Origin of the sequence: Undibacterium sp. Ji50W (assembly GCF_049340445.1) — a bacterium.
In the GTDB taxonomy this organism is placed as follows: Bacteria; Pseudomonadota; Gammaproteobacteria; order Burkholderiales; family Burkholderiaceae_D; genus Undibacterium.
Genome location: NZ_JBMPOX010000001.1, coordinates 172,724 through 193,216, shown reverse-complemented (window position 1 = coordinate 193,216; position 20,493 = coordinate 172,724). Strand labels below are relative to the sequence as shown.

The following is a 20,493-nucleotide window of genomic DNA, read 5'->3' as shown; positions in this document are numbered from 1 at the left end:
GTCAATAAATCATGAATATCGGTACGCTCACTATTGAGATGGCCGCCAATGTTGCGCGCCTGCAAAGCGACATGGAACAAGCCAAGCAGGTCGTCACCACCAGCATGGATCACATCAGCAAAGCGGTGGATGTGGCCAAAAATGCTCTTGCTGGTCTGGGTGCCATCACGTCCATTGCCGGTTTTGGCGCGTTGATAGAAAAGACTTTGCAAGCAGCAGCAGAAATGCACCGGCTTTCTGAGCGTACAGGCGTGACAGTGGAAGCGCTGTCCGCCTTGCGTGGTGTCGCAAGAATGTCCGGTACTGACATGGCCGAAGTCGCCACCGGCATGCAAAAATTGTCGAAAAATATGGTCGAGGCGCAGGACGGTACAGGTAAAACGGCAGAGGCGATGAAACTACTTGGCATCTCCCTCAAGGACAGTAACGGCCATCTGAAAAGTGCCGACCAAGTGACGCTTGAGGTCGCAAAGTCGATGCAGCAATACCAGGATGGTGCTGGTAAAACAGCCGTCGCCATGAATATTTTTGGTAAAGCTGGTGCCAACCTGTTGCCTATGCTGGCTGAGCTGGCAGAGAAAGGCAACCTGAACGGGAAAATGACATCTGAACAGGCGAGGCAGGCGCATGAATTTGAAAAGGCAATCACCCGGCTGAAGATGCAATTTGAAGGTGTCTTTAAGACGCTGGCGCTTGACCTCATCCCGGTTATCACAAAACTGTCTCAACTTTTCTCTACTGGCATTGAAATCGCCGCAGCTTATTGGGCCGTTTTTTATGGGCTGCCTGCTGTTTTTGGTCTGGCGACTGCGGCTCTTGGCTCTTTGCAAATGACAATTGCGCTGGCAAAACTCGAAATGGCGCAAGGGGCAACGGCTGCAAGCCTGTTCGCAAGCAGTGTGGCCGGCATAGTTGCACCTGCTGAATGGGCTGCAGGCGCGTTGGGCAAGCTGCAAGTGGTTCTTGGCGTGCTGTTTGCCGCCGTCGCTGGTTGGAAAATTGGCGAATGGCTCAGAGATAACTTTGTGGAAGCCCGCCTTGCCGGGCTGGCCTTTGTTGAAGGCACGCTGGTGCTGTTCGAGGCGCTTAAATATGGCGCAGGTGTCGCCTGGGCTTACATGAAAGGTGGCGCTCTGACAGCATTTGAATCCATCGGTACCTTCTTCGCCGATCTGATGGAAAAAATCGGCAACGGACTAAATACTTTGGGTGCAAGTGGGGTCGGCCAATCCATGCTTGCCATGGCAGAACGCATGCGTACTGCTTCTGCCAGTACATTCAATTTATCAGAAGAAACAGCCCGTCTCAGTGCTGAATATGAGACAAATAAAGCCGCTATCCACACAAATGCAGGCGAACTGGCAGAGTATGAAATCGCCAACGCAAAAGCAAAATCAGGTACATCTGAGCATAAAAAAGAACTGGTCATGGCGGCAGAAGCTGCACGCGGTGCTGAGAGCGACTACAGCAAATTCACCAAATCCATCAACGAAAAAATCGCAATGACTGAGGCAGAAATTGCTGCCGGTCATGCCTTGAGTGCGGCAGAGCAGGCCCGCATAAAACTGCTGCTGGATCTGCGCGAAGGCACTGTAAAAATGACGGCGGCCGAAGTAGAAGCCGCCAAGAAAAAGATTGATACCTACGAGGCCGATTTAAAACTACTCGAATCCCAAAAAGAAATACAAAGATACCGCGACGAGTTGGCCGCCAAGGCCAAACAGATTATCGATGCGGCCACGCAAGAGGCAGAAGGTCTTGAGCGTCTGGAAGCTACCTATGGCATGACAAAAACCCAGATCATCCAGTATGACATCGCCCGTCTGCAATCCAGGCTGGTGTCGGATGAAGTGCTGGTGATGACGGCGAAAGAAATTGCCGCGCTTGAAAAACTCATCGCGACCAAGCAGCGCAGCGCTGCCGTGCAATCTACGCTGGATGGCTATGCAAACAAAGAGCAAGACATTCGCGATGCCGAAACCCTGCAGAACGAGTTGGACAAGATGTTTGATCCAACTAAGGGTCGGGAATTTGGTTTGGCAATCAAGGGGGCAGTAGGCGAAGCCATCAGCGCAGTCGTCAAACTCGATGCTGCCATGCGGTCATACTCAAAAAATCAAGCGACGTATGACAAGGAAGTCGCGATTTCGCAGGCTAAATTGCGAAAAAATGGCGACATGGCCCAATTCGCAAAGAACATAGACAACGCGAACCGTGAATTGGCAGAAAACCAGCTCGCCAACTATGCGCAGATGGCCGGTGCCGCAAAGGGGTTCTTCAACGAAAGCAGCGCGGGTTATCGCGCCATGTACGCGATAGAGCAAACTTTCCAGGCATTCCAGCTGGCAATGACCTTGTCCGTGACGGCTGCAAAATTGCTGGGATTAAGTACCGTTGATGCGGCGACTGTGAAATCAACAGGTGTGCAGGTAGCCTCTGACGAGGTTAAAGGTCTATCAGCAGCCGCCCTCGCCATTGCAACGCAGGCGCAGGGTGAACCTTACACGGCCTGGGTACGCATGGCAGCAATGGCCGCAGTGATGGCAGGCTTGGGTTTTGCGATTGGTGGTGGTGGTACATCTGGTGGCGGGGGGGCATCTGCTGCCGATGTGCAAAAGACGCAAGGCACCGGCTCAGTCTTTGGCGATGCCACAGCAAAATCAGATTCCATGCGCAAGTCGTTGGAAATTCTAAAAGAAAACTCCAACATCCTGCTGCCGGTGAACCAGAGCATGCTGGCCTCGTTGCGCAACATCGAAGCGTCAATGACTGGCCTGACGAACCTGCTTGTACGCACGCCTGGTGTGATCGAGGGCGATAACATGGGCATCGCCACAGGTGTGCTGAGTAAGACACTGGGCGGCATCTTTGGCTCTACCACACAAAACATCGTAGATTCTGGTATCCAATACGGCGGTTCATTGTCTGGCCTGCAAAACGGCCAGGGCTACAACCAGTACGCCAGCGTCAACACCACCAGTACCGGTCTGTTTGGCTGGTTTGGCAGCACATCCAATAGCGTGCAGTCGCAAAAACTGAGCTCAGAGCTGTCCGCGCAACTGGGCCTGATATTTACCGGCCTTGAATCGACGCTTAAATTGGCTGCCAACAGCCTGGGCTCTACTGTTGGCGATGTCGAGTCTGTACTGAGCAACCTGTCCATCACCGACACAAAAGTGTCACTGAAAGGATTGTCCGGCACGGCCCTGACTGACGCCCTTAACGCCGTCATCAGTAAGACTATGGACGAAATCGCCATGACGGCGCTGCCGGGTCTGGATGCCTTCCGTCAGGTCGGCGAAGGTTATGCGCAAACTATCATGCGGGTGGCCAGCGGCATTGAAGTTGCCAAAGGCGCGCTTGAAAAATTCGGTATCAGCGCGGTTGATTTTAAATACATCACCAATAAACAGGGTGATGTTGGTGCTGAAATAGTCCGCCAGTCGATTATGAACGTCGAGGTCATCAAAGCCCATTACGACGCTGGCGCGACCGGTGCCACCGTCTACGCGTCGACGTTGAACAGCGTTGGCGAGATCATGCAAAACATGTCCGGCACCGCTTCCGAACTCATTGCCGAATACCAGTCTTTGCTCGACATCCGCAAGCTGCTACGCGCTGCCGGCACCGATGAACAAAGCCTTGGCGTTAACATGATCAAAGGTGCTGGTGGCCAGAATGAATTGAGCAATGGCCTGCAAACCTACGCCGATAAGTTTTTCACAGATGCCGAAAAACAAGCGGCAGCAATGAAAGAGCTTGACGCGCAGTTTGTCAAACTGGGCATCACAGACATTCCAAAAACACATGACGAATTCCGCCAGCTTGTCGAAAGTATTGACCTTACAACTGCAGCAGGACAGTCCTTGTACGGCGGTTTAGTCGTCCTGAGCGACGCCTTTGACAGTGTGTCAACCAATGCCGAAAAAGCAGCGCAACTGGTAGCTGGCAACGCCGGCGCAGATCGCCTTGAAAGTATTTCTGCCCGCCGGTCCGCAGACGAAGCTGCGATGGCTATTGCCAAGGCATCGGCAGATGCCCTGGCAACCTTGACCAAAGCCGCGCAGGACAGCATCCCGGCCTTGCTGCGGGCTGGCAGTGTGGTGGCTGCGCTGTCCGCCAATACAGCGGGCGTGTTCAATGACCAGACCTTCTCCAACGATGCGACAGCCAGGTTCAACGCCAAGGCAAGTCTGAAACTAGCCGGCCAGGTCAGTGCTGATGCGCTCAATACGCAAGATGCTGGCAAGGTAATCGCAGACATGCTGGCGCAAACGATGGGCAGTAGTTTTAATGCGAGCATGGTTGCGGAAGTAAAGAATGGCCTGGGTATCACCATGGGCAAATCTTTGTCCGAAGCCTTGGATGGCATGTTCCAGACCGCTGGCCGAATGCTGGCCATGCGCGACTATTCAGTGCAGGGCAATGGCATCGCCAACGTCATTGCCGCCCGCAGCAAACTTGCTTTTGACAGTGATGCAAAATCATATGGGTCAGCAAGTAGCGTATCAACCACGTTTTACGGCAAAGACATTCAGGCCTACAAGGACGGTATCGAATCGCTCAATTACGCCTTAAGAACCGGCCACATCACGCAAGATGACTATGCCAGCGGTATGGCGATCATCGACACAGTGATGAAAGATGCCAAAGACCTGGCCGGCGACATGGCAGCGCAACTGAGCCGCATCAACGACGACGCGCAACGCCTGGTGTTCAGTGGCCTGAGTTCGATAGGTTATTACTTCGGCGAGATTACCAAAGCGGCAGACGCGCTGGCGGCATCCGCTGCTGCAGCCAATACGCCACTTAGCCAAACCGAATCTGCCATAGGTCGCTTGACTTCATTGGCCACGGTGATGGGCCAATCAGTATCAGCAGTGGCAGAAGGCCTGAGCGAACAAGCCAGCACGCTCAGTAAGCAAATGCTGCTGACGCAGGACGAAGACCAGCAGCGCATTCTTGCCGCGCAATTGAAATCCGTGCAAAGGGATCAGGCAAGTATTCTGGCCCCCGGGTCAGATATCGGCAATGCAGATTTGATTGCCCGTTCGGCAGCGGCCGCAGCAGCGGCAATGACAACGGCTGACGGTAGCAAAGCGGCAGCAGCACTGGCCGGTACCGGCGCATTTGCCGGTAGCAGTGCCACACAGTTGCGAGACTTTGCGCTGCTGCTTGATGGGGTTAAGCAATTTGACCCTACCGCTTTTGAAAATTCGTTCACAAGGATGAATGCTGCTTTGATCAAAGGCATCATCAACCAGGACCAGTACAACGCGCTCTTCGGCGAAGGTCTGGGAATATTCAACACCGGCAAGACATCGCTCGAAGCGGCGCAAGCTGCAGCAGCGCAAGCGGCAAAAGTCACCACGGCCGCAACGTCAGCGCAAACCACAGCGGCGCTGACGCTGGCAAATACGTTTGCGACCTTGCAAAAGGCAGCGCAAAGCCTGACGGACAGCCTGCTGTTGGACAACAAGTATTCGCCGCTCACGCCAGAACAAATGATCAGCGAAGCAGCGCGCCAATATTACGCCACGCTGGATGCTGCAATGGGCGGTGATGCATCAGCCGCATCGCAATATCAATCGGTCGCACAAGCATACCTGTCCACGCTGGAAGCCAATGCGTCCAGCCAATCGCAGCTTGATGCGGGTGTCGGCAATGTCCTTGCAAACGATTCGCTCATTACCCGCTTTGATACTGCGAACAAAACGAACGAGGCAATACTCAGCGCGATTGAAGATCTGAAAAAAGAAACAGCGAAATCTCGCGCAGCGAATGAATCAAGCGCAATGAGCGACAACACAACTGCATCGATATTGACGCAATTCCGCGCAGAAGGCATCCCACCTTATGTGACGACCCCATGAGAATAATCCGACCTACAATTATTACTGACGCAACACTGGTCAGCAGCAGCGTGTCTGAAACCGATGCGCCGGTGTATGTTTCAACCACCACCTACGCAATCAACGCACTGGTCATTTACCAGCACAGGGTCTACAAGTCCCTGCAGGCGTCCAACGTTGGCAATACACCTGGCATAACGGCATCGGCTGCCTGGTGGTCCGATCAAGGCCCCACCAACATGTGGGCCATGTTTGACGGCGTCGTCAGTACACCAACGGTGGCAACTGGCTCACTGACTGTAGTCCTGCAACCCGGCATCACGGATTCAATCGCGCTGCTTTCCATCATCGGGACATCAGTAACGGTCAGCATGACGGTCAATGGTGTAACCGTGTATTCGGTGACCGAATCGATTATTGACGTCCGCGAAAAAACCAATGCATATGCCTACTGTTTTTCGCCATCGCGCCAAAGAACAAAATTTTACAAGACGGATTTACCGCCGTACTTGAAGGGTGTCATCACCATCACCATCAGCGGCAATGCAGCAGTGGCGTGCGGCATGTTAGTCGTCGGCAAACAAATGCTGATCGGCGGCACGCAATACGATGCAGCCCCTGGCATAGACGATTACTCGGTTGTGTCTTTCAATGCGTTTGGAGTCGGCTCTCTGATTGTGCGTAACTTTTCGCCAAACCAGTCGGTGCAGGTCATGGTCGATAACGTAAATCTTGATTTCATCTATGCACAAATGGCCGATCTGCGCGCACAGCCCCTGGTCTGGTTGGGCACAGATGGCGTATTCGATTGCCTTGTCACCTACGGCATTTACCGGCAGTTCAAGCCGGTCATCAAATATTTATCCAACTCGATATGTTCACTAGAAATTAAAGGGATGATATGAGTATTTCGCAGTTTTCAGTAATACCCAACCAGCAAAGGCCCACGACGTTTTCAAATGACATGGACCAGTTTTTGTCGGAATTTAATCCGATTATCATCCAGCAAAATGCGGTTAATGCAGCGTTGTCTCCCTTGTCTGATGCGGCCGCTACTATCATCGCAACGGCGAACTATAAGGGGCTGTGGACTTCGTTGACTGGTCCACTGAACATCCCCGCCAGCGTGTACCACTTAGGTAAGTTTTGGACACTCACGCAAAACATCGCGGATGTCACAACTAAAGTACCAGGCACTGCGACAGAGTGGGCGCAGCCTGTCGCAAGCCTGGGCGGCAGCCAGACGACTACCAGCGCCACCAGCGTTACCATCGCCCTACCAGCGTTTCGTGTGCAGTCTATTGCTATGACAGCTTCAGGGCAAAACGTGAATCTACCATCGGCTACGCTGATGTCTACAGGCTCAGGTTTGTTTGTATTTCGCAATGCCGGTTCCATACCCTGGAACCTGCGCGACGGTGCCAGCGGTCTGAAAGCGGTCGTTGGGCCAGGTCAGATACTTACTCTGAGCCTGATCGACAACACCACAGCGGCGGGAATTTGGGCAGTAGCGAACGATTCTCCTGTGGGTACATATGGACGTATGCTACCTGGCACCAATACCACACACAACGCTCTGTCCAGTTCGTCCCCACGTATAGTGCTGCTTTCTGCTACCAAGGGTATCGTCACGCATTACCGTGGCACCACCATGTATGGGGCTGTGGCCACTGTCTCAGGTCTGTCTATCAGCCTGGGGACTGAAATGACAATCGCTACCAGCGTCACTAGTGCTGTCCGCGTTGTGGGCGTATCCGCTACCCAGGCAGTGATACTGACAATATCAGGTAACGTACTGAGTGCGCAAACGCTTGACGTGTCCGGGACAACGCTGACAACAGGTACGCCGCTGAGTGTGTACGCCACAGCTTTTGTATCGTCAATGTCCATTGACATAGCTATAGTCACGCCAACTAAAGTGATGATCGCTTACACTGACAATAGCAGTTACAGCATCTCTGGCGTCATTGTCGATATTTCAGGAACTACCTTAACGCTGGGTACGGCTATTAACTTTGGGACCAGCTCAAGTTCTGGCTCACGCGTAGGAATTATCGTCAACTCGACAACCAAAGTAGGCATAGTAAATAGGAAAAGTGCGACAGGTAATGGCACTACGAATATTTACCTGGCTACTTTGTCAGGCAGCACCTTGACAGGTACAAACAATTTACAGACCACTGCGAATGGCAGGTTTGTAATACCGCAAGGCAGCATGGGCTGCACTCTCGGTAACGGACTTGGCGTTTTTGTGTACACAGGCGAACCCACTTCCACTACCGCTTTTTCAGGCACGGCATTCATTTTGCTGTTCGACATCACTGGTAGTTCGCCAGTGCTGGTAGGACAGTATGAGTATGGCTGCAGCATACGCATAGCAATCTCGGTCACGCCTGTAGGCAGTACTGGATTTGCTTTACGGTCTACCAATTTATCTACTGATGCAGTAGACATTACTCTGTTCGACGCAGCCAACAACATGATTAACCTCATCACTAGCATTGTGGTGCCAATTGTATCTACAGGTACATCGACAGAATATTCCGGGTCGCTTGCGTATAACTCTGGCGTGCTTGCCGGTGTTTTTCCAGACAACAGCAATTTCCTTACGTCTAAGGTGATGGAGGTTGCCCAATGAATCTCATAAAAAATATCTCAGACAACGTTGTCATTTGCGTTGGTGAATTCGTCTTTACTGACGAGGGGGCTAAGAACGGGGTGCATGTATTCCCGAATCTGACGCGTGACAACTCTGTGATAGAGACCATACAAGATGTGCCTGACGACTTCGTCGGTGGGATGTATACCTATCTGAACGGTGTTTGGACTGTGACAGCTCATGGCTCGGCGTTGCGATCTGAAGCCCTGGCCATTCAAAAAGTGGCCAAAAATGCGCAGATCAATGAATGGCGGTTGGCCGCAAATCTGGATAGTTTTACTTACTTGGGTAAGCACATCGCTTCAGACTTATTGTCCTTGCTAGATATCTATGGTGCAAACGGCGAGATTCTGAATCACGGCGTACTACCGGTAAGTTGGAAGGGCGGCTGGAAGGCAAAGGACAACACCTATGTGCCTATTGCCACGACTGCAGATTGGTTGAAATTCTACAGCGCGATGTACAACCAGGGCTCTACCAATTTTGATCATTCTCAAATGCTTAAAGCTACGCTGGCTGCTGCAACAACAACAGCCGATATCGATGCAATTGTTTGGTAATTTTCCAAGGGGCGGACATGCAATATGCAAGCGTCAGAGACAAATTCCGGTCGGGTGATTTGATCGCCTTTACTCACAAAAAATGGGGCAGTTTATACGACCTGGAAATTCAGGTGGTACGGGCGGGAACGCAGTCTGAATATTCGCATGTAGCTGGCGTGATCGTATTTGCTGGCAGGGTCTTTATCGTCGAATCAGTTGTGCCGGTCATCCGGCTGGTCCCCTTGTCGAATTATGCCGAAGAGGGCTTTTACTGGGTGCCGATGAATTATGAAATTTCCAATGAAGAATTGGAATTCAGTCTGTCAAAAGTAGGTAAGGGACAGTACTCGAAATGGCAGGCCATCAAAGCGCAATTCCGAAGACTGAAAATCGGCGAAGACGACCTGTGGGAGTGCGCAGAATTTATGATAGCTGCGAAGCGACTGTCAGGTATTGGCCTGGGCGATAAGGCCACGCCGTCGGCAGTCATCGAGCATGTTTTGCAAAAGTACGACACTTCAGTGAGCCTGGTAAAAGGTTAGCCACTGAAAAAACAGAAAAACGCGATCCGCTGATGCGGATTTTTTTACGTCTTAAGAAAAGGAAAACCGATGCCCGACAACCATTTACCGGCGTGGCTGGATGCAATTTCAATCGGCACCATCGCCGCCACGCTTGCCGGTTGGTTGCCTGGCATGGCCGCACTGGCGTCACTGGTGTGGTCTTTGATTCGCATTTATGAAACGAAGACAGTTCAAGGATGGATTAAGAGAGGAAAGAAACGATGAACAATTTTGAATTATGCATTGCCCCCTTGCTGGCAAATGAAGGCGGCATCACCAATCACCCGCTTGATAAGGGCAGGCTGACCAAATACGGTATCAGCCAGCGCAGTTACCCGAACCTGGACATCGCAGCGCTGACTGTCGACCAGGCAAAGGCGCTGTATAAGCGCGACTTCTGGGATCCGTACCAGTTGGACCGCTTCGCTGCCGTCGTGGCGTTTGAATTCTTCGATTGCGCCGTGAATTGCGGCACCGGCACGGCCGCCAGGCTCTTTCAGCGCGCCCTGGGTGTGGCTGAAGACGGGATTGTCGGCTCCATCACGTTGAGCAAGGCATTGGCAAGCAATCCGGACAAGCTGGCCAAGACCATGGCAGCACACCGCATCAAGTTTTACACCTCGCTGTCGCAGTTCGACACGTTTGGCAAGGGCTGGATCAATCGCATGGCCAATAACCTGCTTTGGGAGACGCAAAATGTTTGAAAAACTAGGATTGTTCTACAACGTATTCCGGCAGGGCCAGGCTGTTGCTGATGCTGTGAAACTCAAAAACAAGCAGATGTTGGGCAACTTGATTGCCGTGTTGCTGGGCTCTGTATTTGCGATCGGGAAATTGTATGGCTACGACTTTCACATCTCGCCTGATGACCTTACCCATATCGGCGCTGTTGCTGCTATCGGCTTCGGGCTGTTCAACGGTGCAGCAACTGTTGCAAGTTCCGACAAAATTGGATTGCCGCCCAAGCCCGAACAAGGTAGCGCAAGCAATACAGTCAGCGGAACCCCGGTGCCAGGCATACCTGAACCACCAGCACCCGAGCCAGTGCAGCCTGAGCATCATGCCTTTGCACGAATCGCTGGCGAACTCGTCGACTCAGATAACCCCCTCGCAGGACTCGATACAACGTATCGCGGCTGATTACCTTCACCGCGTCAACGGCATCAGTTTATCCACCCACTGTCAATATTAAGGAATCATCATGCTACAAATCGCCGCCGCAATTCTCTCTATTATCAACTTCCTCTCCCAAAACAAGGACCAGATCAAGCAACTGATCACCAGCATCGAAAGCCTGATCCCGGATGCACCAGGCGGCCAAAAAGCCATGCAAGTGCGCAATTTCATTTCTGCCAGTCTGGGTATCGAAGACCAGTTTGAAAAAGCCTGGGATCTGGTATCGCCGCTGTTTAACAGCTTGGTAGCCGCTACTAAATCGGGCAAATAAGAAATCGGCCAGGCACCGCACAATCGCGCAGGCCTGGCCGAAGTAGTAATTAGACTGGCTTGCTGTTGGTCAAGGCAACTCTGATCCCAGATGAGACATTGCCTTGACCAAGTTGCTCAGCGATTGCCAGGCTTTCCGCATCCAGATAGACGTTTACACGTTTCCCACCTTCAATAAGGTTCGGCCTGCCAACGGGGTTGATAGGCAAAGAAAACTTTGGGACAAGCTCACCGCCCAGATACTCTTGACCTATCATTTCGACTTCCTGTGGGCCGCGCATCCCCATGACGTTGCCGCAGGTGCATCCTTTGATTCCGCAAAGCGTATTCCAAGATTTTTTTACCTGCGCTTCTGTTGGGCAGGAACTTTTCATTCTCAGGGTGACTTCAGTGTTGTGGAAATCATTTTTTAAAGTGATGATGGTCATGTCAATCTCCAGTTGAGTTTGCCTGATTGCAAACCGTTGAAGATATTATATACACACATATTTAATTAATCAAGAAATATGTGTGTATATATTTAAGACTGTATTTAATAAAATCTATTTTACTGTTTCGCAGCAAGCATTATACTGAATGTTTAATCAGTATTTTGCATATGAAAGCGTCCATCCTAAAAATGCGCAAGGCTGGCATCGAATTGCCTAAACGTGTTCTCTTTGACCGTTTCAACAGCCCCAGACCGGGCGACCTGGTCATCGGCGAATCAAGCGACCAGGGCCTGCATCGCATGTGCATGCGTGCCCACTTCCAGCGTGATGGATCGCCGGTTGACGGTGAGTATTTGTTTGACTGCCGAATCTTGTGGATGCACGAAGAGCGAATGATGCTCGCTGGATTTGAAAAATTTAAAACAGAGCAAGGCGAAGTCTGCTACGCGCAGTCCTGGCTGTGCCTCTTCGGCGATGTGCCGCCCATACCTGAAGGCGGATAAATTTCTAATGGTACAAAACATGGTATACATTCTGGAAACCGTTGCTACGTCTATGGTTTTCGCTCCCCCCCTCTCCGCCAAAATACGAAAAAGCCCTTGAACATCAAGGGCTTTTTCTTTTTTCAGGGAAACCACATTGATTTCAAATCGAATATTGCTTCATAAAATCAAAAGGGTCTTCGTAAGAATCCAATGAGGAAATAGGTAGCCAGGCTTTCGGAATATAAGGGCTATCCACTTCAACTTGATAGCCGTGTCGCCACGCCAGCTTGCTATACAAGATTGCAGGCGTACAAATCAAATCTGCAGTATATCCACCTTCTATGGGCTCACGTCTCGCAATTAATTTTGGCGTAACTAATTCCTTGATAACAGCTTCCATGCCGCCAATATCACCTTTTGCCAGCGCAAGGTAAAAGCAATGATCAGGCATGAATTTTCTTTCCCTTGAGCGACTTGGCGGGCTCGCCAATATGCGTTCGCAGCGTTCAATCAGAACATCCCATTCCCCGCGCAGAGCAATAAAAAATTGCTGCGTCCAAAAACCGGCGGCTGCAGTATTTTCTGTGCGTTTTTTGTTAAATCCACTATCAAAATTTGAATACCAATTAATTAAGCCAGGATGGTCAGATACTAAATAAAACATACCAAATAATGCTTGGTTTTCATATGCCAATGAACCTCCCGTTTGATTATATGGTGGACTCCCAAGGATAAATTCCAATTTATTTCTGACATAAAACCAATTTTTTAGCGCAGATAAATCTTCAGTATGAAACCACGCTGACATCCCTTTCGCCATCACGTAGCTCTTCAATTGAGAAATACATTGAGCAGCACTCGACTCGCCAGCGGCAATTCTATTAATCAAGCGCAAAATTCGTTCAGGTTGAAATGAATCACCATCAAGATGGGAATCTATATGCACCAAACGAATATGGGCTTTTTCGGTATGAGTAATCAGCATAAAAATGGTGTATTTGAATAGTTAGCGTGCACAGGAACCGTTATAGATGTAATTACAATACTTCCAGCATTTTGTCCACTCAGGTCTATCAAAACAAATAACCCCTCCCCCTTGACATGAACATGTCACAAAGCAACCTTATATTTCGGTAATGTCAGGCATCGTGCGTGGATTGTGGCGGCGGTGCTGGTTGTTTGCTTGCTGTTGCTTGCTTAATGGGAATTCGCCTCGATGGAAAGTAGTTTAGCGGGAGATACTGTGGATTATCTGTCTACGCATACGTCTCAGCCTGGCATCCAGGCGGGGGCACCTGTCGGTCAATTAGGCTCCCATACTGATGTGCTGATGCTGACGCAATTGCAGCGCATTATTGACCAGCGTTTGCTGACGGCGCGTTTCCAGCCTATCGTGCAAATGCATAATGGCGATATTCTGGGTTATGAAGGTTTGATACGTGGGCCGTCTGACAGTCCTTTGCATTCGCCGGTTAACTTGTTCAAGGCTGCCTGGGAAAATAATCTGACGGTGACGGTAGAACATCTGTGCCGCCGTATCGTGCTGGAACAGTTTGCTGCCCAAAATCTGCCGGGCAAACTGTTTTTGAATGTCAGCCCGGAATGTCTGCTGCAAAGAGATGTGGTGTATGGCGAAACGCTGGATTATATCCATGAGCTGGGCATCAACCCGGAACGTGTCATCATAGAACTGACCGAATACCAGCCCACCCACGATTATGCCTTGCTGTGCGAGGCTGTCATCCATTATCGCGAGATGGGTTTTGAGATTGCCATTGATGATCTTGGAGAGGGGTTTTCCAGCCTGCGCCTGTGGTCGGAACTTAAGCCTGAATACGTCAAGATTGACATGCACTTTATTCAGGGCATAGACCATGATCCGGTAAAGGCGCAGTTTGTACGGTCCATACAAAGCATTGCCGAAAAATCTGGCACACGTGTGGTGGCGGAAGGTATAGAAACCCAGGCTGAATTGATGGCCGTGCGGGATATGGGGGTGGCCTGTGGCCAGGGTTATCATATCGCCCGCCCACACCCGACACCGGCGCGTGCGGTGTCTGCCGAAGTGGCACGTATATTGACCAGCAACCAGTACCAGGCTGGACGCCGTTCCCCGACCACGTTTGAACGGTCGGCCACTGTAGAAAAAATACTGAAAACCCCGCCGACGATTTCTTCGCGCATGCTGAACAATCAGGTCGATGACGTTTTTTTGCAAAACCCGAAACTGCAGATCGTGCCGGTGGTGGACGATGGCATGCCGGTCGGCCTGATCAATCGTTACCACATGATAGATCGCTTCGCCCGCCCCTATCAGCGCGAGCTGTATGGCAAAAAGCCGTGCACGATATTCATGGATGCGCACCCTATCATCGTCGATAAAAATACCAGTATGCAGGATGTCAGCCACATCATTGTGGAAGCCAATCCCGATCACCTGATCAACGGTATCATCATCACTGACCAGGGCCGTTACATCGGTCTGGGAACCGGCCCGGACCTGATGCGCGAGATCACGCAGATGCAGATCAACGCGGCACGCTATGCCAACCCGCTGACGCAATTACCGGGCAACGTGCCCATCAATGAACATATTGATCAGTTGCTGCAAAAGGAGCAGGTATTCTGCGCCTGCTATTGCGACCTGGATCATTTCAAACCTTTCAACGATGTGTATGGCTATCGTCGCGGTGACGACATCATACAGATGACCAGTGAAGTGCTGAAGCAGCATTGTGACCCGCAGATGGATTTTATCGGCCACATAGGTGGTGATGATTTTATTATTCTGTTCCGCAGTGAAGACTGGGAAGTACGTTGCCAGGAAATACTGCACAGCTTCGCACAAGCCATCCACGATTTCTACAGCAATGAAGACCGCGAAAGAGGCGGTTATCTCAGTGAAGACCGTCAGGGTAAAAAGGTCTTTTATCCACTGGTCAGCCTGTCGCTGGGTGTGGTGAAATCGCGGGCGAATAAATATTATTCGCACCACCAGATTTCAATTGCCGCATCAGATGCCAAGAAGCAGGCGAAAAAGATACACGGGAACAGCCTGTTTGTTGATCGCCGTTCCGAGATGGAATTATTACTGGCGCAAGCCTGAAGACGTTCTGATGCGGGCTTAAAAACACCGGCATTAAAAAACCCGCATCGTCTTTTTAGGACATGCGGGTTTTTTTATCGGCGTGCAGAATCAGCCAGCGATCTGCAATTTTTCTATGCCGCCCATGTAGGGGCGCAAGGCGGTCGGGATGACGACGGAACCATCTGCCTGCTGGTAATTTTCCAGCACGGCGACCAGGGTACGGCCCACTGCCAGTGCCGAGCCATTCAGTGTATGTACCAGTTCCGGCTTACCCTGGGCATTGCGGAAACGGGCCTGCATGCGGCGTGCCTGGAAATCAAACATATTCGATATGGATGAAATTTCGCGGTAAGTATTTTGTGCCGGCAGCCATACTTCCAAGTCGAAGGTCTTGCAGGCACCAAAACCCATGTCGCCGGTACACAAGCTAAGCAGGCGGTAAGGCAGTTCCAGTTTTTGCAGTACGGCTTCGGCATGGCCTACCATTTCATCCAGGGCTTCCATGGATTTTTCTGGGTGGACGATCTGTACCATTTCCACTTTGTCGAACTGATGCTGACGTATCATGCCGCGTGTATCACGGCCATAACTACCCGCTTCAGAACGGAAGCACGGCGTGTGTGCTGTCAATTTCAACGGCAATGCGTCAGCCGCCAGAATTTCATCGCGCACGGTATTGGTCAGGGTCACTTCGGAGGTAGGGATCAGGTACAGGGTTTCGCCCTCGCCTTCCTGGCCGCCTTTTTTTACGGCAAACAGGTCTTCTTCAAATTTTGGCAACTGACCGGTACCACGCATGGAATCTGCATTCACCATGTAGGGTGTATAGACTTCGGTATAGCCATGTTCTTGCGTCTGCATGTCGAGCATGAACTGGGCCAGTGCGCGGTGCAGGCGGGCCATGCCGCCCTTCATGACGGAAAAACGGGAACCAGTCAGCTTGACGGCAGTATCAAAATCCAGGCCCAGGGCAGAACCGATATCGACGTGGTCTTTGATTTCAAAATCAAAGCTGCGTGGGGTACCAAATTTGCGCACTTCAACATTGCCGCTTTCGTCATTACCAACCGGCACCGATTCATGCGGCACATTGGGAATGGTTTGCAGGAATGCTGTCATTTTTGTCTGTATTTCAGACAGGCGCACTTCGGATGCTTTCAACTCTTCAGGAATGCTGGCAACTTCAGCCATGATTGCGGAAGCATCTTCGCCCTTGCTTTTGAGATTGCCGATCTGTTTGGACAAGGTATTGCGCTTGCCTTGCAGTTCTTCAGTACGGGACTGGATTTGCTTGCGTTCTGCTTCCAGTGCGTTAAAGCTGTCCACATCCAGCTGAAATTTACGGGTAGCCAGGCGTGCTGCCACGTTGGCGATGTCTTTGCGCAGGAGTTGAATATCTATCATGGTCTATTACTGGTTAAATGCTGATTGAATGCCGGAAAAACAAGCTAGTCGGCTATTGTATCAAGGGACGGGCGTTTTCCCTAAAATTAGCCCATGGCAAAATGGAAAAGCTTGGGTTTATCGGTTACAAAAGATCAATAAAACAATCAAATAGCCGATGTACAAGCTGGCAACTTTTCCTTGTCGCAGAGTTGTTGCAACCAGATTTTGGCCTGTTTATTGTAATTTTGGGTGGCCTTTTTATACCATTCCACCGCAGTTGAAGCCTGCTTGTTGACGCCGCCCACACCCAGCTCATAAGCACGGCCATACAAACCCTGTGCCGTGCCATTGCCTTTTTGTGCCGCCCTGGAAAGCCACAACACGGCCTTGTCTTCGTCTTTTTTCAAGCCAAACTGCCCAAACCAGTATAACTGGCCCAGGGTACTTTCTGCCCCCACCTGCCCCTGTTCTGCGGACAGCGTCAGCATTTTGACGGCTTCGGCCTTATTGGCTTTCACGCCTATGCCTTTTTCATACAGGGCTGCCAATTTAAGTTGCGCAATACTGCTGCCTTTGTCTGCGGCTTTTTTATACCAGTTAAAGGCTTCTACGGAATTTTTAGCTACACCTTCGCCGTTGAGTAAATCGTCGCCCACCAGTACCACTGCACTTTCCTTGCCTTGCTCCGCCGCCAGCGAAAACCAGCCATGGGCTTTCGTCGCATTTTTTTCTACTTTATTGCCAACAAAGTAGAGCCAGCCCAGTTGATATGAGGCTTCCTTGTCACCTTTGTCGGATGCCTGCGTCCACAGCTTGATGGCTTCATCCACATTCACCTGCAGACCGTTGCGACCCAAAAAGTAATCCGTTGCATGCTGCGACAAGCCAGCTGCCTTGGCATGATCGTAAGCTGGTTTTTGCTGTGCATATTGCGCAGGATTACTGGATGGCGTAGACCAGTTAAATAAAGTCACCACCTTAATCAGCGCAAAGAAAAGGCAAAAGAAAATGGCCTTGTTATCGAATAGCCAGTTGGAAGCGGAGGCTGGCGGTTTACCGATAACGCTGCCTATGTTTTTTGGCTGCCCACCTTCCAATACAACAGACACATCGCGGTACTGCGTCATTTCATTGTAGGTTTTACGCCATTCGCGAATATTGCGGACCTTGGTCACCAGCGACATCCAGCCCGGGAACAGGTTCATCATCTGTTCCATCTGCGGCAAATTAACTTCCAGATAATCAACACCAGGAAATTCATCCGACCTGGCCTTGCTGATCAGGGCTAGCTGTTTATTCTGGATTTTTTTGCTTTTTTCGTTAAAGACGGCCAACTCTGTCAGGGCACGATCCAGAATGAAAGCACGCGTGTCCAGGCTGAACAGGCGCTGCTTGTCTTTGTTCCAGTCAAACTGACGGACGGCGGCATCAAACAATTCGCCATCACCATCATGCCAGCCGCCCAGAAGATACCGGGCCATGCCGCATTCAAACAGATGACGCGCTTCCACCTGTATCAGACGGGCATCATTCAATGCCGCTTCCAGCGCGAGGCTGGCATGGTCTGCTGTGCCTGCGGTATCCTGCAATTGCTGGCGCATTTGCTCAAACACGGCTTCGGCCACGGCTTCGGGGCTGGGCAGCGAAGGTGCGTCGGCCTGCGCTGCTGTCCGGATGCGCGTCAGCGCTTCTGCGTCTGGCCAGGGTTTGGTCTTGCTATCAGGATGATCTGGCTCTGGTTCGCTTTCTTCGGGATATGCCTTGGCGACGGGTTCAATTTCCTGTTCAACTACAACCGGCGTCAGTAGCGCAGCCTGATCTGATACCGGCGTTGCAGGTTGTGCAGGGATGACTGCATCTGCAGTTTCATCCTCATCCTCAATGTCGTCTTCAACATCTTCCCAGCGTGCGTACAGGCTTTTGTTTTGCAGCCATTGCAAGGCATGTTCATAGGATTCGCGTAGCGCCTGAAAACCGCCAGGGTCATTTTCCTGGTCGATTTTTTTTAGCGCTTTGGCATAGGCACGTTTGATATCGCGCTCATCCGCTTCACGGGCAAGCGCATGCTGATTGAAAAAAGAAGGCAGATACGACATGGCTTAATTGGGTTGCGGGTCAAAGTCGGTATGCAAATGCGTGTCTTTTTCGATCTGGTGCAAGAGTTCGGAGAATTTTTTCAAGGCCGGGTCAATCATGCGCGCGTTCTGGCTTTCGATCACGCCTTCAAATTCACTGATCTGTACCGCCAGCCAGTGGCGTGCATTGCCACGCAAGGTTTCATAGATACGGTCGGCACGTGCCAGTGCGGTGCGCACTTCCAGCGTATCGCGTGGATGCATCTTGATTTTTTCCAGCTCGGCAAAACGTCGCTTGATTTCTTCGTCCGTCAACATGCCGGGGTTACCCTGGATGACGATGGAATGCGTTTCCTGGGTCTTGACCAGGGTCGCCTGCACTTCCAGCAAGCCGTTGACGTCATAGGTGAAACGCACGTCAACACCGTTTTCATCGCGTGGCAAGGGTGCCAGTTTCAGGTTCAGGGTGCCAAGGTGGATATTGTCTTTCACCAGACGTGATTCGCCCTGATAAATCTCCAGGGTCAGCCTGACCTGTCTGTCTTCGATAGGGAAAAAACGTTGTACACGACTGACAGGTACTGCGGTATTGCGCTCAATCACGGGCGAGAAATGTCCTTTGGCATTGCGGCCATCGGCCAGCGAAATGGCTACTTCCACACCCAGGGAATACGGCGAGACATCCGTCATCACCACTTCATCCAGTGCGGCATCTTTCATCTTCAGGCCAGCCTGCACGGCGGCACCCATGGCGACCACTTCATCCGGATTGATGTCGCTGGCAGGGAAGCGACCAAACATCAGCGTCACCAGGCGCTTGATGATAGGCATGCGGGTGGCGCCACCGGCCAGCACGATGCTGTCTAGCTGGTTGCTGCGCAGATTGGTGTCACGCAGGGCGCGTTCTACCGGATCACGCATGCGCTTAAGCAAGGGCGCACAAACTTTATCCAGCGCGGCTTCGTCCAGTTCCAGTACCAGGTCACGCTGGTCTACATGCATGCTGACTTTTGCAGTCTGTGCCGTGGTCATGACGCGCTTGGCGTTTTCAGCGGCAGCGGTCAGGCGCTGCATGAAAGCAGCATCATTGCGTTTATCTGCATTTAAATCATGGCGCTGGAAGAACAGGTCAACGATGGCATTGGTAATATCTTCGCCACCCAGAAAATTATCACCGGCAGACGCCCTGACTTCCATGACACCTTCAAACAATTCAAGTATGGAAACGTCAAAGGTGCCGCCACCCAGATCGAATACCAGGAAGCGTGATTCACCATCTATCTGGTGCATGCCATAGGCCAGAGCCGCCGCCGTTGGTTCGTTGAGCAGGCGATCAACCTTCAACCCGGCTAACTGTCCTGCTGCCCTGGTGGCCTTGCGCTGTGCATCCGAAAAATAGGCGGGAACAGTGATGATGGCTTCGGTGACTGGTTCACCCAGAAAGGCTTCGGCATCGGCCTTCAGCGCTTTCAAGACAAAGGCCGACAATTCTTCGGCACGAAACTCGCGTTTGCCCAGCTGTATTTTCTTGTCGCTGCCCATATAGCGTTTAAACACTGCCACCGATTTATCGGGATGTGTTTGCAAACGCTCTCTTGCGGCTTTGCCGACCAGTATCGTTCCATCCTGGTCCAGACTGACGCAGGAAGGTGTCAGGGTGTCACCCAAACCATTTGCTATCAATTGTGCCTTGCCATCACGCCAGACAGCAACCAGGCTGTTGGTGGTTCCCAAATCAATACCAATGATCATACGCAATCAACCCCAATGATGTAAAACGCGTCCATGCCAAACCAACAAAGCCTGAACAACTCGCCAAAGCCTCATAAAATAAACCAGATTGCCTGTTTGTGGCAAACAAAACAAGCAAACAGGGTCCATTTCTGCCTTACCTAAAGACAGAAATGGACCCTGCGGATTCACAAAGAACAACAAAGAACAACAAAGAACCAGTATTGGTAACGGT

General features: G+C 51.3%; 16 protein-coding genes. 11 read left to right on the top strand and 5 right to left on the bottom strand.

The window, feature by feature from the left end:
* The first annotated feature begins 11 nt into the window (after positions 1 to 11).
* From ACO0K9_RS00925 to ACO0K9_RS00885, 9 genes are all read left to right on the top strand, one after another.
* Positions 12 to 5,873 carry a hypothetical protein gene (locus ACO0K9_RS00925; RefSeq protein ID WP_422980838.1) on the top strand — a complete coding sequence of 1,954 codons (5,862 nt, stop codon included), beginning with the start codon at positions 12 to 14 and terminating at the stop codon, positions 5,871 to 5,873.
* The gene (locus ACO0K9_RS00920) at positions 5,870 to 6,757 is read left to right on the top strand and encodes a hypothetical protein (RefSeq protein ID WP_422980836.1); all 888 of its coding nucleotides are present in this window, start codon (positions 5,870 to 5,872) and stop codon (positions 6,755 to 6,757) included. Before ACO0K9_RS00925 ends, ACO0K9_RS00920 begins: the two co-directional genes overlap by 4 nt.
* Positions 6,754 to 8,490 (top strand): hypothetical protein, encoded by a 1,737-nt coding sequence (locus tag ACO0K9_RS00915; RefSeq protein ID WP_422980834.1) that lies wholly within the window; start codon positions 6,754 to 6,756, stop codon positions 8,488 to 8,490. Before ACO0K9_RS00920 ends, ACO0K9_RS00915 begins: the two co-directional genes overlap by 4 nt.
* Positions 8,487 to 9,071 (top strand): DUF4376 domain-containing protein, encoded by a 585-nt coding sequence (locus ACO0K9_RS00910; RefSeq protein ID WP_422980832.1) that lies wholly within the window; start codon positions 8,487 to 8,489, stop codon positions 9,069 to 9,071. Before ACO0K9_RS00915 ends, ACO0K9_RS00910 begins: the two co-directional genes overlap by 4 nt.
* A gap of 17 nt (positions 9,072 to 9,088) precedes the next feature.
* On the top strand, positions 9,089 to 9,595 hold the full coding sequence (locus ACO0K9_RS00905; protein ID WP_422980830.1) for a hypothetical protein: 507 nt from the start codon (positions 9,089 to 9,091) through the stop codon (positions 9,593 to 9,595).
* A gap of 69 nt (positions 9,596 to 9,664) precedes the next feature.
* Positions 9,665 to 9,841: a hypothetical protein gene (locus ACO0K9_RS00900; protein ID WP_422980828.1), complete on the top strand. Its 177-nt coding sequence runs from the start codon at positions 9,665 to 9,667 to the stop codon at positions 9,839 to 9,841.
* Positions 9,838 to 10,320 carry a glycoside hydrolase family 108 protein gene (locus ACO0K9_RS00895; protein WP_422980826.1) on the top strand — a complete coding sequence of 161 codons (483 nt, stop codon included), beginning with the start codon at positions 9,838 to 9,840 and terminating at the stop codon, positions 10,318 to 10,320. Before ACO0K9_RS00900 ends, ACO0K9_RS00895 begins: the two co-directional genes overlap by 4 nt.
* Entirely contained in the window at positions 10,313 to 10,756 is a 444-nt protein-coding gene (locus ACO0K9_RS00890; RefSeq protein ID WP_422980824.1) for a hypothetical protein, read from the top strand. The genes ACO0K9_RS00895 and ACO0K9_RS00890 overlap by 8 nt, the downstream gene beginning before the upstream one ends.
* Positions 10,757 to 10,817: 61 nt before the next feature.
* Complete coding sequence (locus ACO0K9_RS00885; RefSeq protein WP_422980822.1) at positions 10,818 to 11,063, top strand: hypothetical protein; 246 nt, start codon at positions 10,818 to 10,820, stop codon at positions 11,061 to 11,063.
* Positions 11,064 to 11,112: 49 nt separating this feature from the next.
* Here the strand turns inward: ACO0K9_RS00885 and ACO0K9_RS00880 are convergent, their stop codons facing one another.
* Entirely contained in the window at positions 11,113 to 11,490 is a 378-nt protein-coding gene (locus tag ACO0K9_RS00880; RefSeq protein ID WP_422980820.1) for a hypothetical protein, read from the bottom strand.
* 170 nt (positions 11,491 to 11,660) lie between these two features.
* Between ACO0K9_RS00880 and ACO0K9_RS00875 the strand changes: the two genes are divergently transcribed.
* Complete coding sequence (locus tag ACO0K9_RS00875) at positions 11,661 to 11,996, top strand: hypothetical protein (RefSeq protein ID WP_422980818.1); 336 nt, start codon at positions 11,661 to 11,663, stop codon at positions 11,994 to 11,996.
* Between the two features lie 142 nt (positions 11,997 to 12,138).
* Here the strand turns inward: ACO0K9_RS00875 and ACO0K9_RS00870 are convergent, their stop codons facing one another.
* Positions 12,139 to 12,963 carry an Imm49 family immunity protein gene (locus ACO0K9_RS00870; RefSeq protein WP_422980816.1) on the bottom strand — a complete coding sequence of 275 codons (825 nt, stop codon included), beginning with the start codon at positions 12,961 to 12,963 and terminating at the stop codon, positions 12,139 to 12,141.
* Positions 12,964 to 13,308: 345 nt separating this feature from the next.
* Between ACO0K9_RS00870 and ACO0K9_RS00865 the strand changes: the two genes are divergently transcribed.
* Positions 13,309 to 15,084, top strand: coding sequence for a GGDEF domain-containing protein (locus ACO0K9_RS00865; protein ID WP_422982484.1), 1,776 nt, complete (start codon positions 13,309 to 13,311; stop codon positions 15,082 to 15,084).
* A 90-nt stretch (positions 15,085 to 15,174) separates the two neighbouring features.
* Here ACO0K9_RS00865 and serS read toward each other — a convergent pair whose 3' ends face one another.
* The 3 genes from serS to ACO0K9_RS00850 form a co-directional block, all read right to left on the bottom strand.
* Complete coding sequence (gene serS, locus ACO0K9_RS00860) at positions 15,175 to 16,470, bottom strand: serine--tRNA ligase (protein WP_422980814.1); 1,296 nt, start codon at positions 16,468 to 16,470, stop codon at positions 15,175 to 15,177.
* 146 nt (positions 16,471 to 16,616) lie between these two features.
* Positions 16,617 to 18,548: a hypothetical protein gene (locus tag ACO0K9_RS00855; RefSeq protein ID WP_422980812.1), complete on the bottom strand. Its 1,932-nt coding sequence runs from the start codon at positions 18,546 to 18,548 to the stop codon at positions 16,617 to 16,619.
* Between the two features lie 3 nt (positions 18,549 to 18,551).
* Entirely contained in the window at positions 18,552 to 20,279 is a 1,728-nt protein-coding gene (locus ACO0K9_RS00850) for an Hsp70 family protein (RefSeq protein ID WP_422980810.1), read from the bottom strand.
* Between the last annotated feature and the right edge of the window lie 214 nt (positions 20,280 to 20,493).

Coding starts and splice junctions, on each gene's coding strand:
- ACO0K9_RS00880 (WP_422980820.1), bottom strand. CDS start 11,490: ATGACCATCATCACTTTAAAAAATGATTTCCACAACACTGAAGTCACC.
- ACO0K9_RS00870 (WP_422980816.1), bottom strand. CDS start 12,963: ATGCTGATTACTCATACCGAAAAAGCCCATATTCGTTTGGTGCATATA.
- ACO0K9_RS00890 (WP_422980824.1), top strand. CDS start 10,313: ATGTTTGAAAAACTAGGATTGTTCTACAACGTATTCCGGCAGGGCCAG.
- ACO0K9_RS00875 (WP_422980818.1), top strand. CDS start 11,661: ATGAAAGCGTCCATCCTAAAAATGCGCAAGGCTGGCATCGAATTGCCT.
- ACO0K9_RS00895 (WP_422980826.1), top strand. CDS start 9,838: ATGAACAATTTTGAATTATGCATTGCCCCCTTGCTGGCAAATGAAGGC.
- ACO0K9_RS00925 (WP_422980838.1), top strand. CDS start 12: ATGAATATCGGTACGCTCACTATTGAGATGGCCGCCAATGTTGCGCGC.
- ACO0K9_RS00900 (WP_422980828.1), top strand. CDS start 9,665: ATGCCCGACAACCATTTACCGGCGTGGCTGGATGCAATTTCAATCGGC.
- ACO0K9_RS00865 (WP_422982484.1), top strand. CDS start 13,309: ATGCTGACGCAATTGCAGCGCATTATTGACCAGCGTTTGCTGACGGCG.
- ACO0K9_RS00905 (WP_422980830.1), top strand. CDS start 9,089: ATGCAATATGCAAGCGTCAGAGACAAATTCCGGTCGGGTGATTTGATC.
- ACO0K9_RS00885 (WP_422980822.1), top strand. CDS start 10,818: ATGCTACAAATCGCCGCCGCAATTCTCTCTATTATCAACTTCCTCTCC.
- serS (WP_422980814.1), bottom strand. CDS start 16,470: ATGATAGATATTCAACTCCTGCGCAAAGACATCGCCAACGTGGCAGCA.
- ACO0K9_RS00855 (WP_422980812.1), bottom strand. CDS start 18,548: ATGTCGTATCTGCCTTCTTTTTTCAATCAGCATGCGCTTGCCCGTGAA.
- ACO0K9_RS00910 (WP_422980832.1), top strand. CDS start 8,487: ATGAATCTCATAAAAAATATCTCAGACAACGTTGTCATTTGCGTTGGT.
- ACO0K9_RS00850 (WP_422980810.1), bottom strand. CDS start 20,279: ATGATCATTGGTATTGATTTGGGAACCACCAACAGCCTGGTTGCTGTC.
- ACO0K9_RS00920 (WP_422980836.1), top strand. CDS start 5,870: ATGAGAATAATCCGACCTACAATTATTACTGACGCAACACTGGTCAGC.
- ACO0K9_RS00915 (WP_422980834.1), top strand. CDS start 6,754: ATGAGTATTTCGCAGTTTTCAGTAATACCCAACCAGCAAAGGCCCACG.